The organism is Oleidesulfovibrio alaskensis DSM 16109, assembly GCF_000482745.1.
Classification (GTDB): Bacteria; Desulfobacterota; Desulfovibrionia; order Desulfovibrionales; family Desulfovibrionaceae; genus Oleidesulfovibrio; species Oleidesulfovibrio alaskensis.
On sequence record NZ_AXWQ01000015.1, the window covers coordinates 48,587 to 70,195 of the forward strand.

Annotated in this window: 21 protein-coding genes; 6 read left to right on the top strand and 15 right to left on the bottom strand. The window is 54.5% G+C overall.

Going from position 1 to position 21,609, the window contains the following annotated elements; translation table 11 throughout:
• Window positions 1–61 precede the first annotated feature (61 nt).
• From H586_RS0110100 to H586_RS0110175, 15 genes are all read right to left on the bottom strand, one after another.
• A complete protein-coding gene (locus H586_RS0110100) occupies window positions 62–490 on the bottom strand; it encodes a DUF4079 family protein (protein ID WP_011367752.1) in 429 nt (142 codons plus the stop codon).
• Window positions 491–502: 12 nt separating this feature from the next.
• Window positions 503–1,351, bottom strand: coding sequence for a protoheme IX farnesyltransferase (locus H586_RS0110105; RefSeq protein ID WP_034619073.1), 849 nt, complete (start codon window positions 1,349–1,351; stop codon window positions 503–505).
• Window positions 1,351–2,577: a cytochrome c oxidase subunit II gene (coxB, locus tag H586_RS0110110; RefSeq protein ID WP_027181970.1), complete on the bottom strand. Its 1,227-nt coding sequence runs from the start codon at window positions 2,575–2,577 to the stop codon at window positions 1,351–1,353. The genes H586_RS0110105 and coxB overlap by 1 nt, the downstream gene beginning before the upstream one ends.
• 7 nt (window positions 2,578–2,584) lie before the next feature.
• Entirely contained in the window at window positions 2,585–2,869 is a 285-nt protein-coding gene (locus H586_RS0110115) for a cytochrome C oxidase subunit IV family protein (RefSeq protein ID WP_011367749.1), read from the bottom strand.
• A gap of 8 nt (window positions 2,870–2,877) precedes the next feature.
• Window positions 2,878–3,477: a cytochrome c oxidase subunit 3 family protein gene (locus H586_RS0110120; RefSeq protein ID WP_011367748.1), complete on the bottom strand. Its 600-nt coding sequence runs from the start codon at window positions 3,475–3,477 to the stop codon at window positions 2,878–2,880.
• Window positions 3,470–5,101 carry a cytochrome c oxidase subunit I gene (gene ctaD / locus H586_RS0110125; RefSeq protein WP_011367747.1) on the bottom strand — a complete coding sequence of 544 codons (1,632 nt, stop codon included), beginning with the start codon at window positions 5,099–5,101 and terminating at the stop codon, window positions 3,470–3,472. The genes H586_RS0110120 and ctaD overlap by 8 nt, the downstream gene beginning before the upstream one ends.
• A 46-nt stretch (window positions 5,102–5,147) precedes the next feature.
• The gene (locus H586_RS0110130; protein ID WP_027181971.1) at window positions 5,148–6,089 is read right to left on the bottom strand and encodes an SCO family protein; all 942 of its coding nucleotides are present in this window, start codon (window positions 6,087–6,089) and stop codon (window positions 5,148–5,150) included.
• A gap of 27 nt (window positions 6,090–6,116) precedes the next feature.
• The gene (locus tag H586_RS0110135; protein ID WP_011367745.1) at window positions 6,117–6,428 is read right to left on the bottom strand and encodes a c-type cytochrome; all 312 of its coding nucleotides are present in this window, start codon (window positions 6,426–6,428) and stop codon (window positions 6,117–6,119) included.
• Between the two features lie 173 nt (window positions 6,429–6,601).
• Entirely contained in the window at window positions 6,602–7,672 is a 1,071-nt protein-coding gene (gene secF / locus H586_RS0110140) for a protein translocase subunit SecF (RefSeq protein ID WP_011367744.1), read from the bottom strand.
• A gap of 12 nt (window positions 7,673–7,684) precedes the next feature.
• A complete protein-coding gene (gene secD / locus H586_RS0110145) occupies window positions 7,685–9,277 on the bottom strand; it encodes a protein translocase subunit SecD (RefSeq protein ID WP_011367743.1) in 1,593 nt (530 codons plus the stop codon).
• Between the two features lie 186 nt (window positions 9,278–9,463).
• The gene (gene yajC / locus H586_RS0110155) at window positions 9,464–9,823 is read right to left on the bottom strand and encodes a preprotein translocase subunit YajC (protein WP_027181972.1); all 360 of its coding nucleotides are present in this window, start codon (window positions 9,821–9,823) and stop codon (window positions 9,464–9,466) included.
• A gap of 102 nt (window positions 9,824–9,925) precedes the next feature.
• Complete coding sequence (locus tag H586_RS0110160; protein WP_011367741.1) at window positions 9,926–10,681, bottom strand: GltB/FmdC/FwdC-like GXGXG domain-containing protein; 756 nt, start codon at window positions 10,679–10,681, stop codon at window positions 9,926–9,928.
• A gap of 1 nt (window position 10,682) precedes the next feature.
• A complete protein-coding gene (locus H586_RS0110165) occupies window positions 10,683–11,777 on the bottom strand; it encodes a class II glutamine amidotransferase (RefSeq protein WP_011367740.1) in 1,095 nt (364 codons plus the stop codon).
• 65 nt (window positions 11,778–11,842) lie between these two features.
• Window positions 11,843–13,366 carry a glutamate synthase-related protein gene (locus H586_RS0110170; RefSeq protein ID WP_011367739.1) on the bottom strand — a complete coding sequence of 508 codons (1,524 nt, stop codon included), beginning with the start codon at window positions 13,364–13,366 and terminating at the stop codon, window positions 11,843–11,845.
• Between the two features lie 239 nt (window positions 13,367–13,605).
• On the bottom strand, window positions 13,606–14,358 hold the full coding sequence (locus H586_RS0110175) for an alpha/beta hydrolase (protein WP_027181973.1): 753 nt from the start codon (window positions 14,356–14,358) through the stop codon (window positions 13,606–13,608).
• Between the two features lie 85 nt (window positions 14,359–14,443).
• On the opposite strand from H586_RS0110175, the gene H586_RS0110180 reads away from it, so the two are divergent.
• From H586_RS0110180 to H586_RS0110205, 6 genes are all read left to right on the top strand, one after another.
• Window positions 14,444–15,766 carry an amidohydrolase gene (locus tag H586_RS0110180; RefSeq protein ID WP_027181974.1) on the top strand — a complete coding sequence of 441 codons (1,323 nt, stop codon included), beginning with the start codon at window positions 14,444–14,446 and terminating at the stop codon, window positions 15,764–15,766.
• A gap of 118 nt (window positions 15,767–15,884) precedes the next feature.
• Window positions 15,885–16,154: a PxxKW family cysteine-rich protein gene (locus H586_RS0110185; protein ID WP_011367736.1), complete on the top strand. Its 270-nt coding sequence runs from the start codon at window positions 15,885–15,887 to the stop codon at window positions 16,152–16,154.
• A gap of 151 nt (window positions 16,155–16,305) precedes the next feature.
• A complete protein-coding gene (locus H586_RS0110190) occupies window positions 16,306–17,538 on the top strand; it encodes a M20 family metallo-hydrolase (protein ID WP_011367735.1) in 1,233 nt (410 codons plus the stop codon).
• A gap of 41 nt (window positions 17,539–17,579) precedes the next feature.
• Window positions 17,580–19,466, top strand: coding sequence for a tRNA uridine-5-carboxymethylaminomethyl(34) synthesis enzyme MnmG (mnmG, locus tag H586_RS0110195; RefSeq protein WP_027181975.1), 1,887 nt, complete (start codon window positions 17,580–17,582; stop codon window positions 19,464–19,466).
• Window positions 19,467–19,570: 104 nt separating this feature from the next.
• Window positions 19,571–20,665, top strand: coding sequence for a PilZ domain-containing protein (locus tag H586_RS0110200; protein ID WP_027181976.1), 1,095 nt, complete (start codon window positions 19,571–19,573; stop codon window positions 20,663–20,665).
• 122 nt (window positions 20,666–20,787) lie between these two features.
• Complete coding sequence (locus tag H586_RS0110205) at window positions 20,788–21,606, top strand: hemolysin family protein (RefSeq protein WP_011367732.1); 819 nt, start codon at window positions 20,788–20,790, stop codon at window positions 21,604–21,606.
• Window positions 21,607–21,609: the final 3 nt, after the last annotated feature.

Here is a 21,609-nt window from a genome sequence, read left to right on the forward strand (position 1 = left end):
CGCAAATAAAAACGGGACCTTCGGGTCCCGTTTTTATTTGCGTATATGCTTTGTGCTGCTGTTACAGCAGATAATCGCGGATGATGAGAACGCCCGTGTACAACTGAAACAGTATGAGCAGCATGAGCACCAGATTGTTGATGCCGTGGGCCAGCGGGAGCACGGCCCGCTTTTTTTTGTATTTGTCGAGCACATACCCTGTGGCGAACCCCGCGGCGGCAAGAGGAATTATGATGAACCCCGCAATGTAGTGCCAACCGGTTATCAGCATGACTCCCCATCCCATCCACGCAAAAAAGAGCCCGAGCCCCATTCCTGCAATCCACAGGGCGATTGCAATTTTCCCCCATAAAACGTGCCCTTTCCAGTTGAAGGGTACTTTTTTCTTCATGTGCAGCATCATGAATCGTCTGATGCCGAGATAAAAAACATATCCGCCGGCAATGGTGGCGAACAGCTGGAGTGCCGGATGAATCCACATGCTCGGCATGTAATCCTCCTTTCAGGTAATAATACCGGAAGTGACAAGCCGGTCTGCGACCAGCAGAAGCATGACAAAAAGCATGCTGACATTGACGGCATGAAATCCCCTTACAGGCGACGCCAGCAGATAGCCCGAGGCTGCCAGACCGGTGATACCGGCAAGGCACACGGCAATGCGCACCGCTGTTTCGGCTATGAAGGGGAATACGGGCAACAGAAGCAGCGCCACCATGTATGACGCATACCACAGCCGCAGCAGTGCATGATACCTGTGCGACAGCTCGACAGAAGGTAAGGGAAGACCGGCCGCAAGGTACGACTGGCGGTCGCGTTCTGCCCGCAGCCAGAAGTGCGGGACCTGCCACAGATAATACACGATGAAAAGCAACGCTATCTCGGGTGAATAAAGATTACCACCTGCCGCCAGCCAGCCGAACACAGGAGGCAGAGCACCCGGTACTGCCCCGGCAAGCAGCGAAAAAGCCGTATATTTTTTCATCGGGGTGTATACGCCGTTGTATAATGCCAGCACGGTCGCGGACAGCAACACCAGACGGACGCCGCCCGCCGCATGCAGCAGTATCAGTGCGGGTAGCAGTGCCGCCATGCCCACAGCCCGTGCCGCAGTTGTTGGCAGCCTGCCGGAGGCAACAGGCCGGTTGCGGGTGCGGGGCATACGGGCATCCAGATCTTTTTCCTGAATCTGGTTGAACACCGAGCAGGCACATGTCAGCAGAAAGGTGCCGGCTGCGGACGTGACCATGTCCGGCCCCGCTGCGCCTGCTGCCAGCAGATAGCCGAAGACACAGGACAGTGCCACCATGCCCGCCACGCGGAACCTGAACAGGCTGGATGCTGCCCGCAGCACTATTGCGCCTTCCCGTTTTTGTCGGACAGGCTCTTCATATATTCCACAAGAGCGTTCAGCCTCTCTTCGTCCATCTCGTACGGCGGCATAACGGGATCATATCCCTTGGTCAGCTTTTCAGAAGGATTGAGTATGCTTTCAATAAGATAGCTCTCGTCTGCCGTGACAGTCCTTTCTGTACCATCTTCTATGACCAGACGCTGATAGCCGTACAGGTTTTTAACACTGGGGCCCATAATTTCGGAACCGTCCGTAGAGTGACAGGAAATGCAGCCTTCTTCCTGCATCAGCTTGCGGCCTGCACTTATCGCAGACTGGTTGCGGTTAAGCATCCAGCCCACCATCAAGTCTATTTCGCCGGGGGGAACACTGTCCTGATACGAGGGCATCATGGGGTCATAGCCTTCCACCACCTCGGCGTTGGGCTGCAGCAGTGCGCGGCGCAGGTACTGTTCGTCGGCCACCATGGTTGTCTTTGTACCGTCGGGCATAATAATCGGGCGCTCGGCACCGTAGATATCTTTAAGCGTCGGTCCCAGACCGGGGCTGCCGTCCAGCGAGTGGCATGAAATGCAGCCGTGAGTTTCCAGCAGTGCCAGCGCCTTGGCCTCGTCATCGGTCTGTTCGGTGGCATTCAGCCAGTCTTCGAAGTCTTTTTCCGGCATTACGGCCACCGTAGAAAGCATGTTGGCGTGCTTTAACCCGCAGTATTCCGCACACAGGATGTCATATTCTCCTGTCCGTTCCGCCTTGAACCAAGCGTAGGTGTCCATACCCGGAACTGTGTCCATCTTGATGCGGAAGGCAGGTACATAAAAGCTGTGCAAAACATCTGCTGAGGTCATATCAAGCCGTATTGCCTTGTTGACCGGCACATAGAGGGTGTTTGCCCGTTTGCCGTTGGGGTATTCAAAAACCCATGACCACATGCGTGCAGTCACTTTGACTTCCATGGCATTGGCAGGAACAGAGCGAAGTGCCTTGAAGCCTATCCAGCCGTAATAGAACATGCCCATCACAAGCAGGGATGGAATAACGGTCCACAGCACTTCTGCTGTCACGTTGCCGTCGAAGCGCGCCGGTTTGGGGTTGCGCGTGTGGTGATAGCGCCATGCGAACCACAGCATACAGGCGGTTATGCATACCAGAATTGCTATTGAAATGCCGAAGATGACATAGAAAGCCAGATCAACCTGTTGCACAGGGCTGAGTGATTGCGGAAACATAGGCACCTCACCTGTAGGCTACGTCAAAAAATGTGAATCCTATGGCGATGGCAAGAATTGCAAAGGCAATGAAAACCATCAGGCGAATAAGATTGCCCTCATACCGCAGGTGCATGAAATAAAGCGTCACCAGACCGGCTTTGCAGGTGGCTATGCCAAGGGCAACGACGATGTTCAGGAATCCGAAATCAAAGCGGGACGCGGCAACCGTGATGGCAGTGAAAACGAGCAGGACAAGCCAGATGATGGTGTTTTGCCTGAAACTGACAATATGGTGGTGTTCGGCGCTCATGATCTCTCCTACACAATGAGGTAAAAAAGCGGAAAAAGGTAAATCCATACCAGATCAACAAGATGCCAGTACAGGCCGCTGTTTTCGAGAAAGATGAAATTGTCAGCGGTTACCCTGCCCGCGTTGATCAACCGTAATGCATAAAGCAGTACGGCTCCGCCGATGATGACGTGTATGCCATGCAGCCCCGTCATCACATAGTAAAGGCCGAAATAGACAATCTCGCCGGCGGGACGCAGCAAAAGCTGGTCTGAATCGGGGTATATCCCGTGATGAATTTTGGCACTCCACTCAAAGTACTTGATAACCAGAAAGATAAGCGCACACCCTACGGTGGCGGTGAGCAGACGTTTACAAAGCACAACTTTGCCCTGCTGCAATGCGCTGATGGAAAGAGCCACAAAAAAGCTGCTAGTGATAAGCACCACGGTGTTTACCGTGCCCAGCAATACGTCCAGTTCCTTGCTGGCCTTATGGAACTCTGCAGGGTGCTGATGCAGGTAGATGGCATACAGCAGGAACAATCCGCCGAAGAGAAGGACTTCTGTAAACAGGAACAGCCACATGCCTATTTTGGCGCCCAGATAGTCGTTATGGACGTTACTCATCGGAAGTCACCTCCCTGAAGTCGTACGGCCCGTGTGTGACCACAGGTTCTTCAACAAAGTTGTGATGCGGGGGAGGAGAAGGAACCTGCCATTCCAATGTCACGGCGTTCCAAGGATTGTCACCGGCCCGGGGGCCGCTGCGTGCTCCCTTGAACAGATTCCACAGCATGAGCAGAAGCCCTGCGGCCAGAATCCAGGATCCTACTGTGGAAATGAAATGCCCCGTGGTGTACTGCGGCAGATAGTCGTAATATCTGCGCGGCATGCCCTGCAGGCCGATGACGAAAAGCGGAAAGTACAGAACGTTGAAACCGATGAAAGTAACCAGACAGGAGATGTTGGCCACTCTTTTGTTATACATCTTTCCGTATATTTTGGGGAACCAGTAATGCATGGCTCCGAACAGACCAAACCCGAGCCCGCCGAAAATGACATAATGGAAGTGCGCGACAACAAAATATGTATCATGCACATGGATATCAGTTCCGGCCCCGCCCAGCACCAGTCCGGTAAGCCCACCTATGGAAAAGAGAAAGATGAACGCCATGGCGTAGTACATGGGCGGTTCAAGATAGATGGACCCCTTGAACATGGTGGAAACCCAGTTGAACACCTTGATGGCAGAAGGAATGGCGACGACAAATGTGAGAAACGAAAAAACCAGCACTGCGGTATCGCTCATGCCACTGGTGAACATATGATGCGCCCATACCAGTGAACCCGCAAAGGCTATGGCAAGGCTGGAAAAAGCGATCATCTTGTAGCCGAAGATTTTCTTGCGGGAAAATACCGGAATTATTTCGGAAATTACACCCATGGCGGGCAGAATCATTATGTACACGGCCGGGTGTGAATATATCCAGAAAAGGTGCTGATACAGCAGCGGGTCGCCGCCTTTGGTGGCGTCAAACAGCCCCACCCCCATTACCCTTTCAACCACAACCAGCAGCACGGTAATACCAAGCACCGGAGTGGCGAGTACCTGAATCCAGCCGGTGGCATACAGCGACCAGACAAAAAGAGGCAACCGGGTCCATGTCATGCCCTCGGCCCGTAATCTGTGGATGGTGGTGATGAAATTGAGGCCGGTGAGTATGGAAGAAAAACCCAGAACAAATACGGCTGCAAGAGCCACGTTGACGTTTGTGGTGGTCACGTTGCTGAAGGGGACGTAAAACGTCCAGCCCGTGTCCGGCGGACCGTCACCCGTAAAGAGAGAGCTGAGCGCGAGCACGGCACCGGTGACATAAAGCCACCATGAAAAATTGTTCAGGCGGGGAAAGGAGACATCCTCGGCCCCTATCTGAATGGGAAGAAAGATATTGCCGAATGCGGCCGGAATGCTGGGGATGACCACCAGAAAAATCATGACCACGCCATGCAGCGTGAATATGGCATTGTATGTCTGCGCGTCCATGATGGTTTTTCCGGGGGCGATAAGCTCAAGGCGTACAAGAAAGCCAAGAAGCAGCCCCACGAGGAAAAATCCGATTATACCATAGAAATACAGTATGCCGATACGTTTGTGGTCTGTTGAAAAAATCCATGAACCGATGCTGTTTTTTGTGCCCTGCAACGGTCCCCAGAAGCCCCGGGAAGTCTGAACCGCGTCAGCCGTAGCCATAACCACCTCTCACTTGGGACGTTTAGCTTATTGTTGTGCCGCTAAGTCAGTTTCTTTTTTTTCCGCCGCGCAAAAGAAGAAAGAGGAACAAAGCTATGCCGGAAAGAACCACAATTCCTGCAATACGCATAAAGTCGAATACATAGCGTTTTCCTTCCGGGTCGTATGTAAAACAATATGCCAGCACTCGTTTTACAGACAGTCCCACTTTTCCTTCTGCCGCTTCCGTTGCAGCCATGGTGATGTCAAAAGGCAGGAAACCGCTGCCATACAGGTAGCGGACTATTTTCCCCTCAGGCGACACCGCCACAAGAACTACAGGGTGGATGAAGTCTCTGCCCTGTCTTTGAAAGCGGAAACCGATGCTGTCCATAAATGCATCGATGTTATGTTTGTCACCGGTGAGAAACAGCCATGCTTCGGGTGGAAAAGCGTTATCAAGGGCCTGCATGTAATTGGCTTTTTTGCGGGCTGCCAGCTCGGGGGTATCCAGTTCGTCAAAACTGACGCTGAGCACCTTATAATCTTTGCCGGGGGTAAGGGTGACACCGGGCAGTACGCTGGCTATGGAACTCATCAGAATATTGCATACCGTGGGGCAGGAATAATAAACAGGGGCGACAATGGTCGGTTTGTCCATAACGGATCGAATATCGACCACGCGCCCCTGTGAGTCTGTGAAGCTAAGTCCTTCGGGCACATACTGCCCGAGCTTTTCATCCACTTCTGCCGCCTGGGGGGCGGCAGAAGCGGATGGATGAACATGGGCGTCCTCTTTCTGAGGCATCCCCTCCGCTGCCGTATGGGCTTCGTGGCCGGTATCTTCGTGCCCGTGCCCTGTCTCGGCATGTGGCACTGCTGCCGGCCGGGCTTCCGGATTCTGCATGGTATGAGCTGTATGCTCTTCGGCTGCAGCGGGTATGCCGGTAATGGCAAGCAGGCAGAAGACCACAACAGCTGCTATTGACAGCAAGGCAGGCATCTTCATGGGGACCCTCCGAAAGATGACGGATGCTTAGAACTTTGCGATGTGGTCGGCCAGAGTCTTGATCTGCTCGTCGTTGAGGCGCTTCATGATATTGATCATGACACTTTTTTTAGATCCGCCGAAAGAACCGTCGAGGTAGCCTTTCATGTTTTTATACAGCTGTTCGGCGCTCTGCCCCTTGATTGGTTCGCCGACCCCCATGGCCAGTTTGCTGCCGTCGGCGCCGTGGCACCCTGCACACATTCTGTACAGTGAGGCTCCGTCTTCAGCTGCCGTGGCAATGGCTGCTCCGGTTCCGAGAACAAGGCACAGGCTCATGATTGCGATCAGTTTTTTCATTACATCCTCCGTATTTATGGGTATTGGAACATGGGACATGCAGTCCATATTGCAAACAATACTAACAGTGCATGTATAATAAACGCAACGTCTTCATGCATTTATTTTGTTATGCCCAAAAAAAAGAGCGCCCGCAGGCGCTCTCTTGTTTGTCAATGAATGACCGGAAAGGCTCAGGGGGTATCCTGAGCAGGTTCTTCTGCAGGCACATCCACCCCGAGCATGAGCAGGATGGGGCTTGCGACGAAGATGGACGAATAGGTACCTACGCCCACACCTATCAGCATGGCCAGCGCGAAGTCGTGGATAACGCCGCCTCCGAGGAAGTACAGCGTGATGATGACAAGCAGCGTGGTGCCGGATGTCAGGATGGTCCGGCTCAACGTCTGGTTGATGGCCAGGTTGATTACCGAACCGAGCGATTCGTTCTGGTGCGACAGCCGGTATTCGCGGATACGGTCGTAGACAATGATGGTGTCGTTCAGCGAGTACCCGATAATGGTCAGCAGCGCTGCCACGATGGTCAGGTCAAACTCCTTGTCCAGCAAGGAAAAAAGCCCCACCGTAATGGTTACGTCGTGTATGAGCGCCACAAGCGCCCCCAGTGCGAAGTTGAGCTTCAGCTTCCAGCAGAGCGCAAGCGTAAGCAGCAAGGCGGCAAACACCAGACCTGCTTTGCTTATACCCAGCTGGCCCAGCAGATACATGCCGGTGGCAAGGGCCGCGGCCATGATACCCGCGGTGAACCAGCGTTGTTCAAAACGGCCTGAGATGTAAATGGCAATGAGCAGCACGGCGAAGTAAAGAGCTTCAACCGCTTTCGAGCGCAGATCGGCCCCTACTTTCGGGCCTACCATTTCCAGCCGTTTGATTTCATAGCTGGCCCCCGGAAGTTTTCCGGTAAAAGCCTGTGCAATGTCACTGCGCAGATCTTCGGGATTTTCTCCCGCCTGCGAAACGCGCACGAGGTATTCATTGTCTGCGCTGTCTCCGAAACGCTGCACGCTCAGTCCAGGAAGGTTAAGGTCTTCCAGACTGCTCTTGATGGCGGCCGGCTCGACGGAGCGGTCAAACTGCACCTGCACCACCACCCCGCCGGCAAAGTCAATTCCGTAGCTCGGGCCGCCTTTGATGAAAAGCGAAAGCAGCCCGACAAGGAGAACCACTCCGGAAAGGCACAGAGATATTTTGCGCAGACCGACAAAATCAATATTGATATCGGGCTTTATTATGGACAATCCCATGAATTCCTCTCCTTAGATGCTGAGCTTTCGGCCCTGGCGTTTCAGGCTCCAGATATCCATAAGCACGCGCGATACAAAGATAGCGGTGAACATGGAGGCCAGAATGCCGAGACTCAGCGTGACGGCAAAACCGCGTATCGGGCCGGTTCCGAACTGATACAGAATGACAGCCGCTATGATGGTGGTGATGTTGGCATCCACAATGGTCAGAGTGGCCCTGCTGTACCCTTCCTGAATGGCTGCCCGGGGGGTTAGCCCCTTACGCAGTTCTTCCCGGATTCGTTCGAAGATCAGTACGTTGGCGTCTACGGCCATCCCCAGTGTCAGGATGATGCCGGCAATGCCCGGCAGCGTCAGGGTTGCCCCGAATCCGGCAAGGCCAGCAAGGATGAGCACCAGAGTGAAACTGAGTGCCACGTTGGCAACCAGACCGGCGAAACCGTAGTAGACAACCATGAATATGACCACCAGCACACCGCCGGCCAGAGCCGCGGTGACACCCTGGTCAATGGACTGCTGGCCCAGCGAAGGGCCGACAGACCGTTCTTCAAGAATATGTACCGGTGCGGGCAATGCGCCGGCACGCAGCACAAGCGCAAGGTCGTGTGCTTCGGCATCGCTGAAGCGGCCTGTGATGCTGGCCCGCCCGCCTCTGATTTTTTCCTGAATAACAGGCGCGGAGTACACTTTGCCGTCCAGCACAATGGCCATCCGCTTACCTTTGTTTTCACCGGTCACCAGTTCAAACATCCGTGCCCCGCGGTCGTTGAAGGTCATGATGACGTAGGGCTGGTTGAACTGGTCGAAGCTGGCGCGGGCGTCCACAATATTTTCGCCGGTCATTACCGCTTCGCGGTTGACTACAACGGGTATCGAGGCACCCGAGGCGCCCCGTTCCTGCATCTCGCGGATTTCAGTTCCGGGCGGAACAATGCCTCTGGCCACATTGGCGGGATCCACATCGTCGCGCACCATCTTGAACTCAAGGTGGGCGGTTTTGCCGATGATCTGGATGGCCCTTTCCGGATCGTTAAGGCCGGGCAGCTGCACCTGAATGCGGTTGTCCTGCTGCTTGCGTATGTCGGGTTCGGCCACGCCGAACTGGTCAATACGGTTGCGGATGGTTTTAACGGCCTGATCAAGTGCCAGATTAGAAAGATACTTTTTGTACTCAGAGCTGAAGGCCAGAGAATATTTCACCCTGCCGTCGTTCAGCACCTGAGGGGGCGAAACAGTAAGTCTTTCGAACTGTTTTTTCAGCAGGCTATCCAGTTCACCCCGCTGCTCTTTTTTCAGCAGAATGAATTCCAGCCGGTCTCCTGCGACCACGCGGGGCCGCATAAGAAAAATTCCTTCGTCACGCGCGATCTCACGCAGATCATTTCCCGTCTGGGACAATGCGTTTTCCAGCGCTTTGTCCACATCTACACCCAGTGTCAGATGAATACCGCCCATAAGGTCAAGGCCGAGGCTGACTTTGTTGTCGGGCAGGATTTTCTGCAACGGGGAGGATTTGAAGGCGGGAATGCTAGGCAGTGTATAGGCCAGCCCCATCACTGCCACAACGAGTGTGAGCGCGATTCTCCATCGCAGGCCCTCTTTCATTGCAACTCCTCTATTCAGTGGGCTGAAAAACACGCCGTTGTGTACCTGCTGCTGCAGGCAGGCGTGCCTTGTCGCCCGATGCGGGGCATCAGGCTTCTTTACAACAAAAAAGCAAGCATTCAGGCAGAAAAGACCGCGGGAGGCGGTCTTTTCTGTATGCTTGCATAAAAAGACGCCGGAGCGTCGTTATTTCTTGCTGTCCTTGGCGGGTTCTTCTTTTTTGCCGTTTTTGGGATCGGCAAGACCGGAAATGAAACCGCGGCCGACTTTGACGACAGTCTGCCCGAGGTCAACGGACAGCCATTCATCACTCACTTCGACGATACGTCCATACAGGCCGCCGCCGGTGATCACACGGTCACCTTTTTTCAGGTTACCAAGCATTTCGCGATGCTCTTTTGCCTTTTTCTGCTGAGGCCGGATGAGCATGAAGTAGAAAATCGCGAACATCAGAATCAGGGGCACAAAGCTCATGATCGGGTTGCCACCCTGTGCTCCGGCTTCCGCGCCGGCACCCATGGCATAGGCCACACTAGTCGAGAACATATATCCTCCTTGCCAGTCAGGTTTCTTGCGTTGCAGCCCGCAGATGCGGGAAAACGCAATCTACCTACCTGCTTGAACAGAAACTTTCAACGCTTTTCTGGACTAGTTGGTACCCACGTACATGTTACCGTAAGGCCTGTGCGAAAAAGGCTTCACCTTGGCAAAGTCAGCGTCCAGCACCATGGCCGCGTCCATTCCGAATTCGGTGCAGAAGTCGCGGACATGCTTTGTTATGAATGCCGTGTCTTCGGGCGTGAGCGGTTCAAAATGCAGCCCCGGCCCCAACTGGTATCGGGGTACGGTGCCGCGGATGTATATTACGCCGCCGTGCATGCCCGTTCCCAGACTTCTGCCGGTAATGGGGGCTTCGGGCTTGGAAGTATCCATGCCCAGCAGGATGATGGCTCCGCCGGCCATGTATTCTCCCAGAAAGTCTCCTGCCTTACCGCCGGCAACAATCACAGGGGATTTGTCCATATAGGCTTTCATATGAATTCCCACGCGGTATCCCACGTCTGACCGGACAAGTATTCTGCCGCCGCGCATGGCATAGCCCAGAACGTCTCCTGCCATGCCGTTGATAACAATGGTGCCGTCATCCATGGTGTTGCCCACGCCGTCCTGCGCGTTGCCTTCCACCCGTATGGCCGGCCCGCGCATAAAAGCGCCCAGATCCTGTCCCGGCACGCCGTGCAGAATAAAGCGGACATCTCCTTCGACGGCGTTACCGATATACCGCTGTCCACGGATATTGAATATTTCCACCGTGTCGGCACCGTTTTCCAGCGCGGTGTGAATCTGCTCATTAAGTTGCCGGTAGTATACTCCGGCGGCATCTATTTCCACTTTTTTGCCCATGTCACGCCTCCACTTCAACAATGACAGGTTCACCGGCTTTGGGCGCCCATACTCTGTCAAGTTCGGGACACACTTCACGGATGGAGCTTTCTTCGCTGGACATGAACACCATGTCATCTTTTTCCGCCACAATAAGAGGACGGAGCTTTACACGGTCATTCAGGCCCATCATGCTTTTGCCGTCGGTGACCAGAATGGCAAACGGACCGTTGAGCATGGCCGAACCGTACACCATGCGCAAAGCCTCGCACGCCCTGCGCTCGTCTTCGGGCATTCTGTCTATCTCATCCCAGAAAGGCGGGGCGAAAACTCTGCTTGCCATGCGTTTGCTCAGGCCGTGCTTGCGGATAAGAAGATCAAGCAGATACGCAACAACTTCAGTATCTGTCATCAATGTGCACTCATAATCATGCTGACACAGATACCGCTTGTTGATGCCGTATGAAGATATTTCGCCGTTGTGCACAATGGCCCAGTCCAGAATGGTGAACGGGTGCGCGCCGCCCCACCATCCGGGCGTATTGGTCGGAAAACGGTTGTGTCCCGTCCATATATACGCGTTGTATTCGTCCAGCCTGAAAAAATCGGCTATGTCTTCCGGAAAACCAACCCCTTTGAATGCCCCCATATTTTTTCCTGACGAAAAAACAAACGCTCCGGCCACTGTTTTATTGATATGCATGACCACGCTGACCACATAGTCGGCCTCGTCCAGATGTTCCCATCGGGGGCGCACCTGTCTGGGCGTGACAAAAAAACGCCATACAATGGGCGGATTTTTGATGGCCGGAGTTTTTCTGGTGGGAATGGGCTGAGACTCCGCAATGTCGAAGAATTCTTTGATAACCTTTTCCGCCTTGTCCAGAGATGTCTGGTCGTCACACATCAGGTGGAAGGCATACTTGTCGGCGTGGTGAGGATAAATGCCGTAAGCGGCAAAACCACCGCCCAGTCCGTTGCCCCTGTCATGCATGGTGCACATGGCGCTTATGGGCATGGAACCGGAAATGAGATTTTTCTTCCTGTCAATGACACCGAAGACACCACATCCGGAAATGTCTTTATCAAACTGCCAGAATGTATCCGGAGCTTTCATGTCGTTCTCCTGTCGCCGGATTAGTCCGGCCTGACGGCAAAAAGAGCCGCCCGAGCATTTTCGGGCTATCTGCCCGCGTGTTTAACGCCCAGTATGTCCAGTTCCACCTGATTAAGGCCGATGCCGCGCAGCTTGTCGCGGTTGCCCCGCAGGCTTTCAATGGAGTTCAGGCCCATGCCGCCTAGCATTTCCTGTATTTCGTGCCCCCATGCGCGGATAAGATTGGCAAGGCGTCTGGCTGCCACATCGGGATTCTGGCGTTTTTTCAGGCGTGCTTCATTGGTGGCGATACCCCACGGACATTTGCCGGTATAACAGCGGCCGCACAGGGTGCATCCTACAGCCACAAGTGCCGCAGTTCCTATGTAAACAGCGTCCGCACCCAGCGCTATGGCCTTCACAACGTCCGCGCTGCAGCGCATTCCTCCCGAAACCACAAGCGAGGCATGGTTGCGGATACCCTCATCGCGCAGGCGGTTGTCTACCGCGGCAAGGGCCAGTTCGATGGGTATGCCCACGTTGTCGCGGATCATGGTTGGCGCAGCACCTGTGCCACCTCTGAATCCGTCAATCACCACAATGTCGGCACCGGCCCGGACTATGCCCGAGGCAATGGCCGGAGCATTGTGAACGGCTGCAATCTTGACGGAAACGGGAACACGGTATCGGGTGGCTTCCTTGATGGCATAGATAAGCTGCAGCAGATCTTCAATGGAGTAGATGTCGTGGTGCGGAGCCGGAGATATGGCGTCCGAACCGAGAGGTACCATGCGGGTGCGTGACACTTCTTCGTCAATTTTTTCACCCGGCAGGTGTCCGCCGATACCCGGCTTTGCCCCCTGACCAACCTTTATTTCCACTGCCGCACCTGCGTTCAGGTAGTCTTTATGCACCCCGAAACGGCCGGAGGCTACCTGTACAATGGTATTGGCCCCGTAGCCGTACAGTGAAGGATGGAGCCCGCCCTCTCCCGTATTGTAGACTATGCCCAGTTCCGTGGCGGCCTGAGCCATGGCTTTGTGCAGGTTGAAATTGATGGATCCGAACGACATGGCTGCAAACATCAGCGGATACTCCAGCCGGATCTGCGGAGGCATTTCTCCCTTCAGCCTGAATGTGCCGGCTGTTTCTTCAAAAGCCGCGATATCCGGTTTGGCTCCCAGATAGGTGCGCAGCTCCATCGGTTCACGCAGCGGATCAATCGACGGATTGGTGACCTGGCTTGCGTCAAGCTGCAGGTTGTCCCAGTAGACGGGCTTGTCCGCCGGACTGCCTGATCCAGAAAGCAGGATGCCGCCTGTATCGCTCTGCTTGTATATGTGTTTGATGAACGCAGGTGTCCAGAAAGCGTTTTCACGGAATTCCGAAGGATTTCTGCGTATGGTCAGGCAGCTTGTGGGGCACTGCGCCGCGCATCTGTGGCAGCCGGTGCATTTTGAACTGTCGAAGCTGACACGCTGTCTGGTGTCGTCCCAGTAATGTGCCTCATAGGAGCACTGTCGCACACAGACCTCGCAGTTGATACAGCGCGAATCATCGCGGACAATGACAAAGTCTGTGAATTTTTGACTTATCGGCTTGAAAGGCAAAGCGTGCCTCCTTTGCTGGATGGCGCATCTGTGACAAAAATGTTTATTTTGCGCATTGCGCAAATAAGCAGCAGGAAGATGCGCTCTTGATGTTAGGAATTAACGTAAAAGTATAAAAAATGTCAATTCACAGGACGGCGCTATCAGGCAGTTTGATTATTTATTCTTTATTTCTAGTATATTAGTCCATTTTTTATATTTTTGAGAAGAAACCATCCATATGATTTTCTGCAGGATAATTACAATTTTGCAATATTGTCTTTGATGAATCCAGTGACAAGCTGCCCTACTTTGCCGGAGGTTTCTCTGTGTGTGGTAAGCAGATGATGGGCGGTTATCTTCTCAGTAACCGGCAGCAGGTGCATCTGCCTTACCGCAGAGCTGATGGAAGTGATGATCCGCCATGCGTTGCTGGGAGGGGATGTTCTGTCTGTGGGAGCATGGAGGACCATCGCCGGACAGGTGACGTTTCCGAGTATGCGCCCGACACTTCGGCAACCTTCTATAAGGCTCCAAAGCTGCGGCAGCAGATTTACACCGTCATAACCGCGCCACGGCGCAATCTCCTGTGAGGCGGACGAACGCGGTGCTGAAGGCCACACGGGGCGGACAAACCGCAGAAAGCGCACAAGAGGCAGGCGCCAGTCTTTCATTTCCCACGGGATGATCCGGTAAACATGGATGGGAGCGGCAATGCTGACAACAGCCGCAGGTGAATGCCGCGCCGCGATATATAATGATAGAGTGCCGCCCATGGACAACCCAGCCACTGCCGCGTGGTCAACCTCGCGAGAAAAAGTCACAAACTGCTCCTCGGCATAAGATGCCCAGTCGTTGAAAAAAGTTTCGCGGAAGCGGGTCACGCTTGAGTCATGTCCCGGAAGGGTTATGCATTTTGCCGTTCCGCCGGCTCTCTTCACAGCTTCAGCCAGCGGTTGCATCTCGAAAGATGCTCCGCCGAAGCCGTGAATCAGAAGACATCCCCATTTCATTTTTCACTCCTGAGTTGTTAGTTATTGCCTGACAGACGATGTCTTTATACCATATGTGATTACGCCTGTCGCAAAGGAGACCTGAATGAAGCAACATTGTGACCGGATTATCAGAGCCGGTGTTCTTGTCACTCAGGACGAGCAGCGCCGTGTGCTTGGTGATGCGGCTGTGGCCGTGACCGGAGACACCATAGCCGCCGTCGACCATGCTGATGTGATAGTCGCGGAATGGAGCACCGACGCTGTAAGCGACCTTTCGGGCATGCTCGTCATGCCGGGGCTGGTCAATGCCCACACCCATGTGGCGATGACTTTTCTGCGCGGGCTTGCCGACGATTTGCCGCTAATGCAGTGGCTCACCGAGCATGTTTTTCCGGTTGAAAAGCATCTGAGTGCCGAGATAGTCGAAGTCAGCGCTCTGCTGGGCTGCGCCGAAATGGCTGCCACGGGCACTACCACCCTGTGCGACATGTACCTTATCGAAGATGCCACATTCAAGGCCGTTGACCGTGCGGGGCTGCGCATGCAGGGCGGAGAAGGCCTTTTCGCCTTTCCTTCGCCGGCATATGCCTGCATTGAAGATGCCTTTGAACTAGTACGCCGGCAGCATGACAGGTATTCCTCTCACAGCCGCATACGTCATGCGGTCATGCCTCACGCCGTATACACCAGCAACCCTGAAATGCTGGCCCGCTGCGCCGCGCTGGCCGGAGAACTCGGTTGCGGGCTGCATATCCATCTGGCCGAAACCGCAGCCGAAACCGCGCAGTGCCTTGCGAGCTTCGGCAAACGTCCTATCCCTTACTGTCGTGATCTGGGCGTACTTTCGCCGCGTACCACTGTGGCGCATGCGGTGGATGTAACCGATGACGAGCTGGAGATACTGCGCGAATCCGGGATTTGCGTGGCACACAACCCGGTAAGCAATATGAAGCTTGCATCAGGTTCCGCACGTGTTCCGGAAATGCTTGCCGCAGGTATCTGCGTAGGCATTGGTACTGACGGTGCGGCCAGTAACAACGGGCTTAATATGTTTACGGAAATGAAAACATGCGCCCTGCTGCACAAGTTGCGCTATGCCGACCCGACCTGCGTGCCTGCGGCAACGGTGCTGGACATGGCAACCACGGGGGGTGCGAAGTGCGCCGGCTGGCCGGAAACCGGTGCGCTGGTGCCGGGAGCCAAGGCAGATCTCATTGCACTGGATTTGTCAGCCCCGAATCTGCAGCCTCTGTATTCTGCGGTTTCTCATATTGTTTATGCCGCCACAGGGCACGAAGTTACCCACACCATGGTCGGCGGCGAATTTGTATATGAAAACGGACGGCACACCAGATTTGATTATCCGGCCTTGCTGCGGGAAGTGGCCTCTATCCGCAGGTGGGTGCAGAAAAAAATCACGGGATGATCCGGCTTTCTGGCCTGTTGAAACGCTTTTATGTTGACATTTGCCGCAATCCGTATCATGGATTCCTGCTTTCAAGACAACAATACCGCGCAGCCTGCGCGACTGGGAGGTTTATATCATGAGTGATGAAAGAATGCTCGAAGGCGCGGTGAAGACTGCCGAAGGCGTTGAGCTTAACGGCATGGTGATGGCGCCTGTTGTTGAGCAGTGTGACGGTTGCGACCGTGTGCGCTCTTTTGAAGGTGAAAAGTTCTGCAGCAGCTACCCCTTCCCCGCCAAAAAGTGGGCACAGGGCAACTGCAACTTTGCTACCCACGTAGCCAGAGTGACCGCCAGCGGCAAAAAGGTTAACCCCCTTAAAGCATCCAAGCGTGCTGCCCGCGGGTAACTGCTCTCTTGTCGCGAGCTTTCGAAAGGGCTGCCCTCGGCAGCCCTTTCGTTTTTTTTGCACAGGCGTTTTTACTTTACTTTCACCGTGTCAGGCTGCATTCTGCCCCGGCATTACCGCATAACTGTGCCATGCATGTCAGGAGCAAACAATGTTACAGACTCTTTTTGCCTATCTCGACACCCAGCGCGACACCGTGGTGGAACTGCAGCGCGAGCTGACCGCCATTCCTGCGCTGGATCCTCAAAGTGAAGGAATCGGCGAAGAAGCCAAGGCTGAATATATCATCGCCAGACTGCGGGAATTCGGGGTGACGGATATTGAAACCGTCAATGCTCCGGATATCCGTGTTCCGTGCGGATATCGTCCCAACGTCATCGCCCGCATCGCCGGACGCGATACCTCCAGAACTTTCTGGATCATTTCGCACATGGATGTGGTCCCTCCCGGAGATCTGGATCTGTGGGATGCCGACCCCTATACCTTGCGTACCGAGGGTGATGTCCTTATAGGGCGGGGTGTGGAAGATAACCAGCAGGCCATTGTTTCCAGCCTGCTGATGGCCCGGGCATTGTGTCGTCATGATATCACGCCGGAAATAAACATTGGCCTTCTGTTTGTGGCGGACGAGGAAACAGGGAACACGTTCGGGCTTGACCATGTGCTGGCCGTCCGTCCGGAACTTTTCCGCAGTGCAGACCTGATTCTTGTTCCTGACTGCGGCAATGCGGACGGCACCATGCTTGAAGTGGCCGAGAAGAGTGTCCTGTGGGTAAAAGTAACCGTTACCGGCAGGCAGTGCCACGGCTCGCGGCCGGAAGAGGGGATCAATTCGCTGGTGGGTGCGGCTGCCATGATACTGAAAGTTCAGGACCTGCACACCAGTTTTGATCTGCGTAATGATCTTTTTGTTCCGCCGGTTTCCACGTTTGTGCCCACCAAAAAAGAGGCCAACGTGCCCAACGTGAACACTGTACCCGGTAATGACGTATTTTATATCGACTGCCGTGTACTGCCTGAATACGCCCTTGATGATGTCATGCAGCAACTGCAGGCCATGGCCGCAGAGGTGGAGACGCAATACGGAGTGACCATTGCGCTGGAGCCGGTGCAGCGCGAGCAGGCCACAGCGCCTACGGATACGGGTGCCCCTGTGGTTCTTGCTTTGCAGCATGCCGTAAAGTCCGTATACGGAGCAGATGCCCGTCCCATGGGTATAGGTGGCGGCACCGTGGCTGCAGCCTTGCGCCGCAAAGGGCTGCCCGCAGTTGTCTGGAGCAAGATTATCTCCAATGCGCACACGCCCAATGAGCGCTCGCTCATTTCGGCCAATATAGGCGACGCAAAAGTGATGCTTCATGTCGCCCTTGCTCCGGCCCGATAAAAGTCAGCCCGGCGCGTCGAAATGACGCGCCTTTTTTAGCTATGTCAGTAAAAAAAGCTTCTTTTCCCGAACTGTTCGATCTTGTGGTGGTGGGTGCCGGCCATGCCGGATGTGAAGCCGCCATGGCTTCTGCCCGTCTGGGGCTTAAAACGCTGCTGCTGACCATCAACGCGGACAGAATCGGCCATTTGTCATGCAACCCTGCCATAGGCGGGCTGGCAAAAGGGCATATGGTCAAGGAAATTGACGCCCTGGGCGGCATGATGGGACTGTGGGCCGACGAAGCCGGCATTCAGTTTCGTCTGCTGAATACAAGCAAGGGGCCTGCCGTCCATTCCACACGGGCCCAGATAGACCGCGATGCTTACATGAAAGCCGTGCAGCGGGATGTTTTCCGGCAGGATAATTTGTGGGTGTGGCAGGATACCGCGGAAAACGTGCTGGTGGAAAACGGCCGCGCCGCCGGGGTGTCCACTCTGCTCGGTCAGGAGTTCAGGTCGCGGGCGGTCTGCGTCACCGCCGGAACATTCATGAGCGGGCTTATCCACGTGGGGTTGACCCACTTTTCCGGTGGCCGGCTGGGTGACCCTGCCGCACAGGGACTTTCCGCAAGCCTGCGTGCCGTCGGACTGGAACTGGGCCGTCTGAAAACCGGCACCACCCCCCGCCTGCTACGTGACAGCATCAATTTTGATGTCATGGTGGAGCAGCCCGGCGATAATCCGCCGCGCCCTTTCAGCTTCCGGTCTCGGCATGCACGCATGCCGCAGGTGCCGTGCTATCTTACGTGGACCAACGAGGCGACGCATGAGGCTATACGGGCAGGTTTTGACCGCTCCCCTATGTTCACCGGCATCATTTCCGGTACCGGAGCGCGCTACTGCCCTTCCATAGAAGACAAAATCGCGCGTTTTCCCGACAAGGACAGGCATCAGATTTTCATCGAGCCGGAAGGCCTGCACAGTCCGGAAGTTTACCCCGGTGGAATTCCTACCAGCCTGCCGCTGGACGTGCAGAAAGCCATGATAGCCACCATTCCCGGTCTGGAAAAGGCCCAGATTGTGCGGCCCGGCTATGCCATAGAATATGATTATGCCAATCCCACGCAGCTTAAGCCCACACTTGAAACAAAAGTTCTGCCGGGATTGTGGATGGCCGGACAGGTCAACGGCACCTCCGGCTATGAGGAAGCCGCCGCTCAGGGGCTGTGGGCCGCTCTGAACATTTTCTGCGGTCTGCGCGGTCTGCCTGCTTTTATTCCGGGCCGTGATGAGGCGTATATGGCAGTGCTGGTGGATGACCTTGTGACCAAGGGAACGCTGGAGCCGTACCGCATGTTTACGTCGCGCGCAGAGCACAGGCTTCTGCTGCGGGAAAATAATGCCGACAGCAGACTGACACCCGCGGGTCGCAGTCTGGGGTTGGTTGATGACGCCCAATGGCAGCTGTACACCGCCAAAAAAACGGCGCTGGAGCAACTGCTTGCGGAGCTTGACGCAAGACAGGTCAGGCCCGATGCCGCAACCCGGGATATTTTTGTGCATATGAATGAGGCGGTGCCCACCAGATCGGTGAGTCTGGCAGACCTTTTGCGCAGACCGGCACTGGGCATCACGGACCTGCAGGCGTTCGGCCTTGAAACGGACGGTTTTGCCGCGGATGTTCTTGAAGAGGCCCAGACCATTGTAAAATATTCCGGGTATCTGAAGCGGCAGGAAGAGTTGGTGCTGCGTACTGCGCGACATGAAGCTGTGGTCATTCCCGAAGCGGCGGATTATGCCGCTGTTCACGGATTGACTCGGGAAGCTGTTGAAAAACTGAGTAAAGTCCGTCCACGGACCCTTGGTCAGGCTGCGCGTATTTCCGGAATCACACCCGCTGCATTATCGTGCATAGAGGTCTATCTGAAAAAAAACGGCTGGCTGTAACATTATTATGGTGTTTTTTTTGCATTGTTCAGCGGATACTGCCGTTGGTACAATGCCCTTGAAATACACAAGGCTGTTTTCAGCCTTTGGAGCAGCTTTTCAGAATGGATCAGATTGCAATGAACATCCAGACGTCTTCCGCAGCTGTCCGGTTTTCTTCACTGGACCGTACGACCAACTACTTTACGGAAATCGGTAACAGCTTCGGTGCCACATCATTTTCATCCACTGCGTCGCTGACGGTCATAGCCGTACTGTGCGGTGTCATTGTCGTGCTGCTGGGTGTCATTGTCGTTCTGTCATATCTCAAGCGCAAGCACGGCAGTTATGTGCCCGCGGGCTGGATTCTGCGTCCCGCAGAAATTGCACAGCAGCTGCAGACAGCCATTGACCAGCGGGGAAAAGTCGAGCTGCAGTTTCACACACCGGGCGCACGCCGCCACGCCACAACCTGCCTGCCTGTGGCGCTGGAACATGACACTCTACTGCTTGAATGCTCCGGTCTGGAAAAGCTTTCGCCGGGCTGGATAGGCAGAAGTGTGGAATGCTTTTTTTGTCTGAAGTCAGGAACACATCCTGTCTATTACACATTTGTGACCACAATTGCCGGCATACGCATGGAGGGGGAAGGCATCTGCATGATGAACGTGCGCCTGCCCGAAGTGCTGGAACAGCGGCAGAAAAGAGCTTTTCTGCGGGTGGAACCTCCGGAGCAGTATGTTCTGGGTATGGCTCTTTGGGCTGAACCGCTGGATACCACCGGCAGCATGAAAATGAATATCAAGGACTGGGGAAAGCCTGCTTTGGTATTTATTCCTAATAAAACCTCTGATATTGAGCTGGTTAATATCTCTGCAGGCGGCGCCAGACTGAAGGTCCGCCGCGAGCGGGCTAAAAAATGCGGACTTACGTTCACCATTGCCGAACGTTTCATGCTGCTGCTTGATCTCTGGGAACCTGAACTGGGCAAACGGGACAGATATTGGCTGCTCTGCCGCACTCAGACGCCTTTTATCGATTTTGAAACACGTGATGTGGATCTGGGCGTACAGTTTATCGGGTATGCCCGTAACAGGGAAAACAGCACTCACGAGCTGGTCTGGCAGCCCATGAAAGCCGGAGAAGGCATAGAGGTTATCGGCAACTGGGCCATGAAGCGCCATCTGGAGCTTTACCGCGAAAGGGGCCCGGAAGAGTAAGAGTCATTTTTTAGCCGGTAAACCGCTTGCCTTGAAAAGCGGTTATGCTTATTCGAAAAGGAACAGGTATCCGGACCCGCTGCCCAGCAGAATCGGAAGACATTTTAACAGGAGTGAAAACATTGGACGGAGGCTCGGACAGTAGGCTCTGGTCGCTTTTTTCAAGATTCTTTTCCGCAAAGAACGGCGACAGTGTTGAACAGGCCATCATTGAAGCTCAGGATGACGGTGAACTGGATTCTGAAGAAAGCACCATGCTTCTCAGCATCCTGCGGCTGGATGAAATGCAGGTCTATGAGATCATGACTCCCAGAACCGACATTGACTGTGCGGACGACCAAAGCTCTCTCGGGGACATCATCGATCTGATTGTTTCTTCGGGACATTCACGCATTCCCGTTTATCGTGACAACCGCGACAACATCATCGGCGTTGTTTATGCCAAAGACCTGCTCAGTGTCCTTACCGACACCGGTCAGCGCAGTGCGCCGGTGACTGAAACCATGCGTCAGCCCATCTTTGTTCCGGAAACGAAAAAGGTGAGCGAGCTTCTGCAGGAATTCCGGACCCGCAAGAATCATCTTGCCATTGCGCTTGATGAATACGGCGGCACCTCCGGTCTTGTGACCATTGAGGATGTGCTGGAAGTAATTGTGGGCGACATAGAAGACGAGCATGATGCGCCCCGTCAGGAGGATATACGTGCTCTTGACGACGGAACACTTGAAGTTTCAGGCAGGGCTTTCCTTGAAGATTTGTCAGAACGGCTCGGAGTTTTGCTCGAGTCCGATCAGGTGGAAACAATCGGCGGTTATCTTTCTGAAATAGCAGGGCATGTCCCGCAGGCAGGAGAATCTTTTACTGTCGGCGCTCACAGCTATACGGTAATGGAAGCTGACGCCAAGCAGATAAAGACAATCCGTGTTACTCCCTCTGAATAATTC

Bases quoted from the DNA above. Each gene is read 5' to 3' on its own strand.
- yajC (WP_027181972.1), bottom strand. From the start codon at position 9,823: ATGTTCTCGACTAGTGTGGCCTATGCCATGGGTGCCGGCGCGGAAGCC.
- H586_RS0110200 (WP_027181976.1), top strand. From the start codon at position 19,571: ATGGATCAGATTGCAATGAACATCCAGACGTCTTCCGCAGCTGTCCGG.
- H586_RS0110135 (WP_011367745.1), bottom strand. From the start codon at position 6,428: ATGAAAAAACTGATCGCAATCATGAGCCTGTGCCTTGTTCTCGGAACC.
- H586_RS0110120 (WP_011367748.1), bottom strand. From the start codon at position 3,477: ATGAGTAACGTCCATAACGACTATCTGGGCGCCAAAATAGGCATGTGG.
- H586_RS0110100 (WP_011367752.1), bottom strand. From the start codon at position 490: ATGCCGAGCATGTGGATTCATCCGGCACTCCAGCTGTTCGCCACCATT.
- H586_RS0110115 (WP_011367749.1), bottom strand. From the start codon at position 2,869: ATGAGCGCCGAACACCACCATATTGTCAGTTTCAGGCAAAACACCATC.
- H586_RS0110160 (WP_011367741.1), bottom strand. From the start codon at position 10,681: ATGGGCAAAAAAGTGGAAATAGATGCCGCCGGAGTATACTACCGGCAA.
- coxB (WP_027181970.1), bottom strand. From the start codon at position 2,577: ATGTTTCCGCAATCACTCAGCCCTGTGCAACAGGTTGATCTGGCTTTC.
- H586_RS0110185 (WP_011367736.1), top strand. From the start codon at position 15,885: ATGAGTGATGAAAGAATGCTCGAAGGCGCGGTGAAGACTGCCGAAGGC.
- H586_RS0110165 (WP_011367740.1), bottom strand. From the start codon at position 11,777: ATGAAAGCTCCGGATACATTCTGGCAGTTTGATAAAGACATTTCCGGA.
- H586_RS0110130 (WP_027181971.1), bottom strand. From the start codon at position 6,089: ATGAAGATGCCTGCCTTGCTGTCAATAGCAGCTGTTGTGGTCTTCTGC.
- ctaD (WP_011367747.1), bottom strand. From the start codon at position 5,101: ATGGCTACGGCTGACGCGGTTCAGACTTCCCGGGGCTTCTGGGGACCG.
- mnmG (WP_027181975.1), top strand. From the start codon at position 17,580: ATGTCAGTAAAAAAAGCTTCTTTTCCCGAACTGTTCGATCTTGTGGTG.
- secD (WP_011367743.1), bottom strand. From the start codon at position 9,277: ATGAAAGAGGGCCTGCGATGGAGAATCGCGCTCACACTCGTTGTGGCA.
- H586_RS0110180 (WP_027181974.1), top strand. From the start codon at position 14,444: ATGAAGCAACATTGTGACCGGATTATCAGAGCCGGTGTTCTTGTCACT.
- H586_RS0110175 (WP_027181973.1), bottom strand. From the start codon at position 14,358: ATGAAATGGGGATGTCTTCTGATTCACGGCTTCGGCGGAGCATCTTTC.
- secF (WP_011367744.1), bottom strand. From the start codon at position 7,672: ATGGGATTGTCCATAATAAAGCCCGATATCAATATTGATTTTGTCGGT.
- H586_RS0110190 (WP_011367735.1), top strand. From the start codon at position 16,306: ATGTTACAGACTCTTTTTGCCTATCTCGACACCCAGCGCGACACCGTG.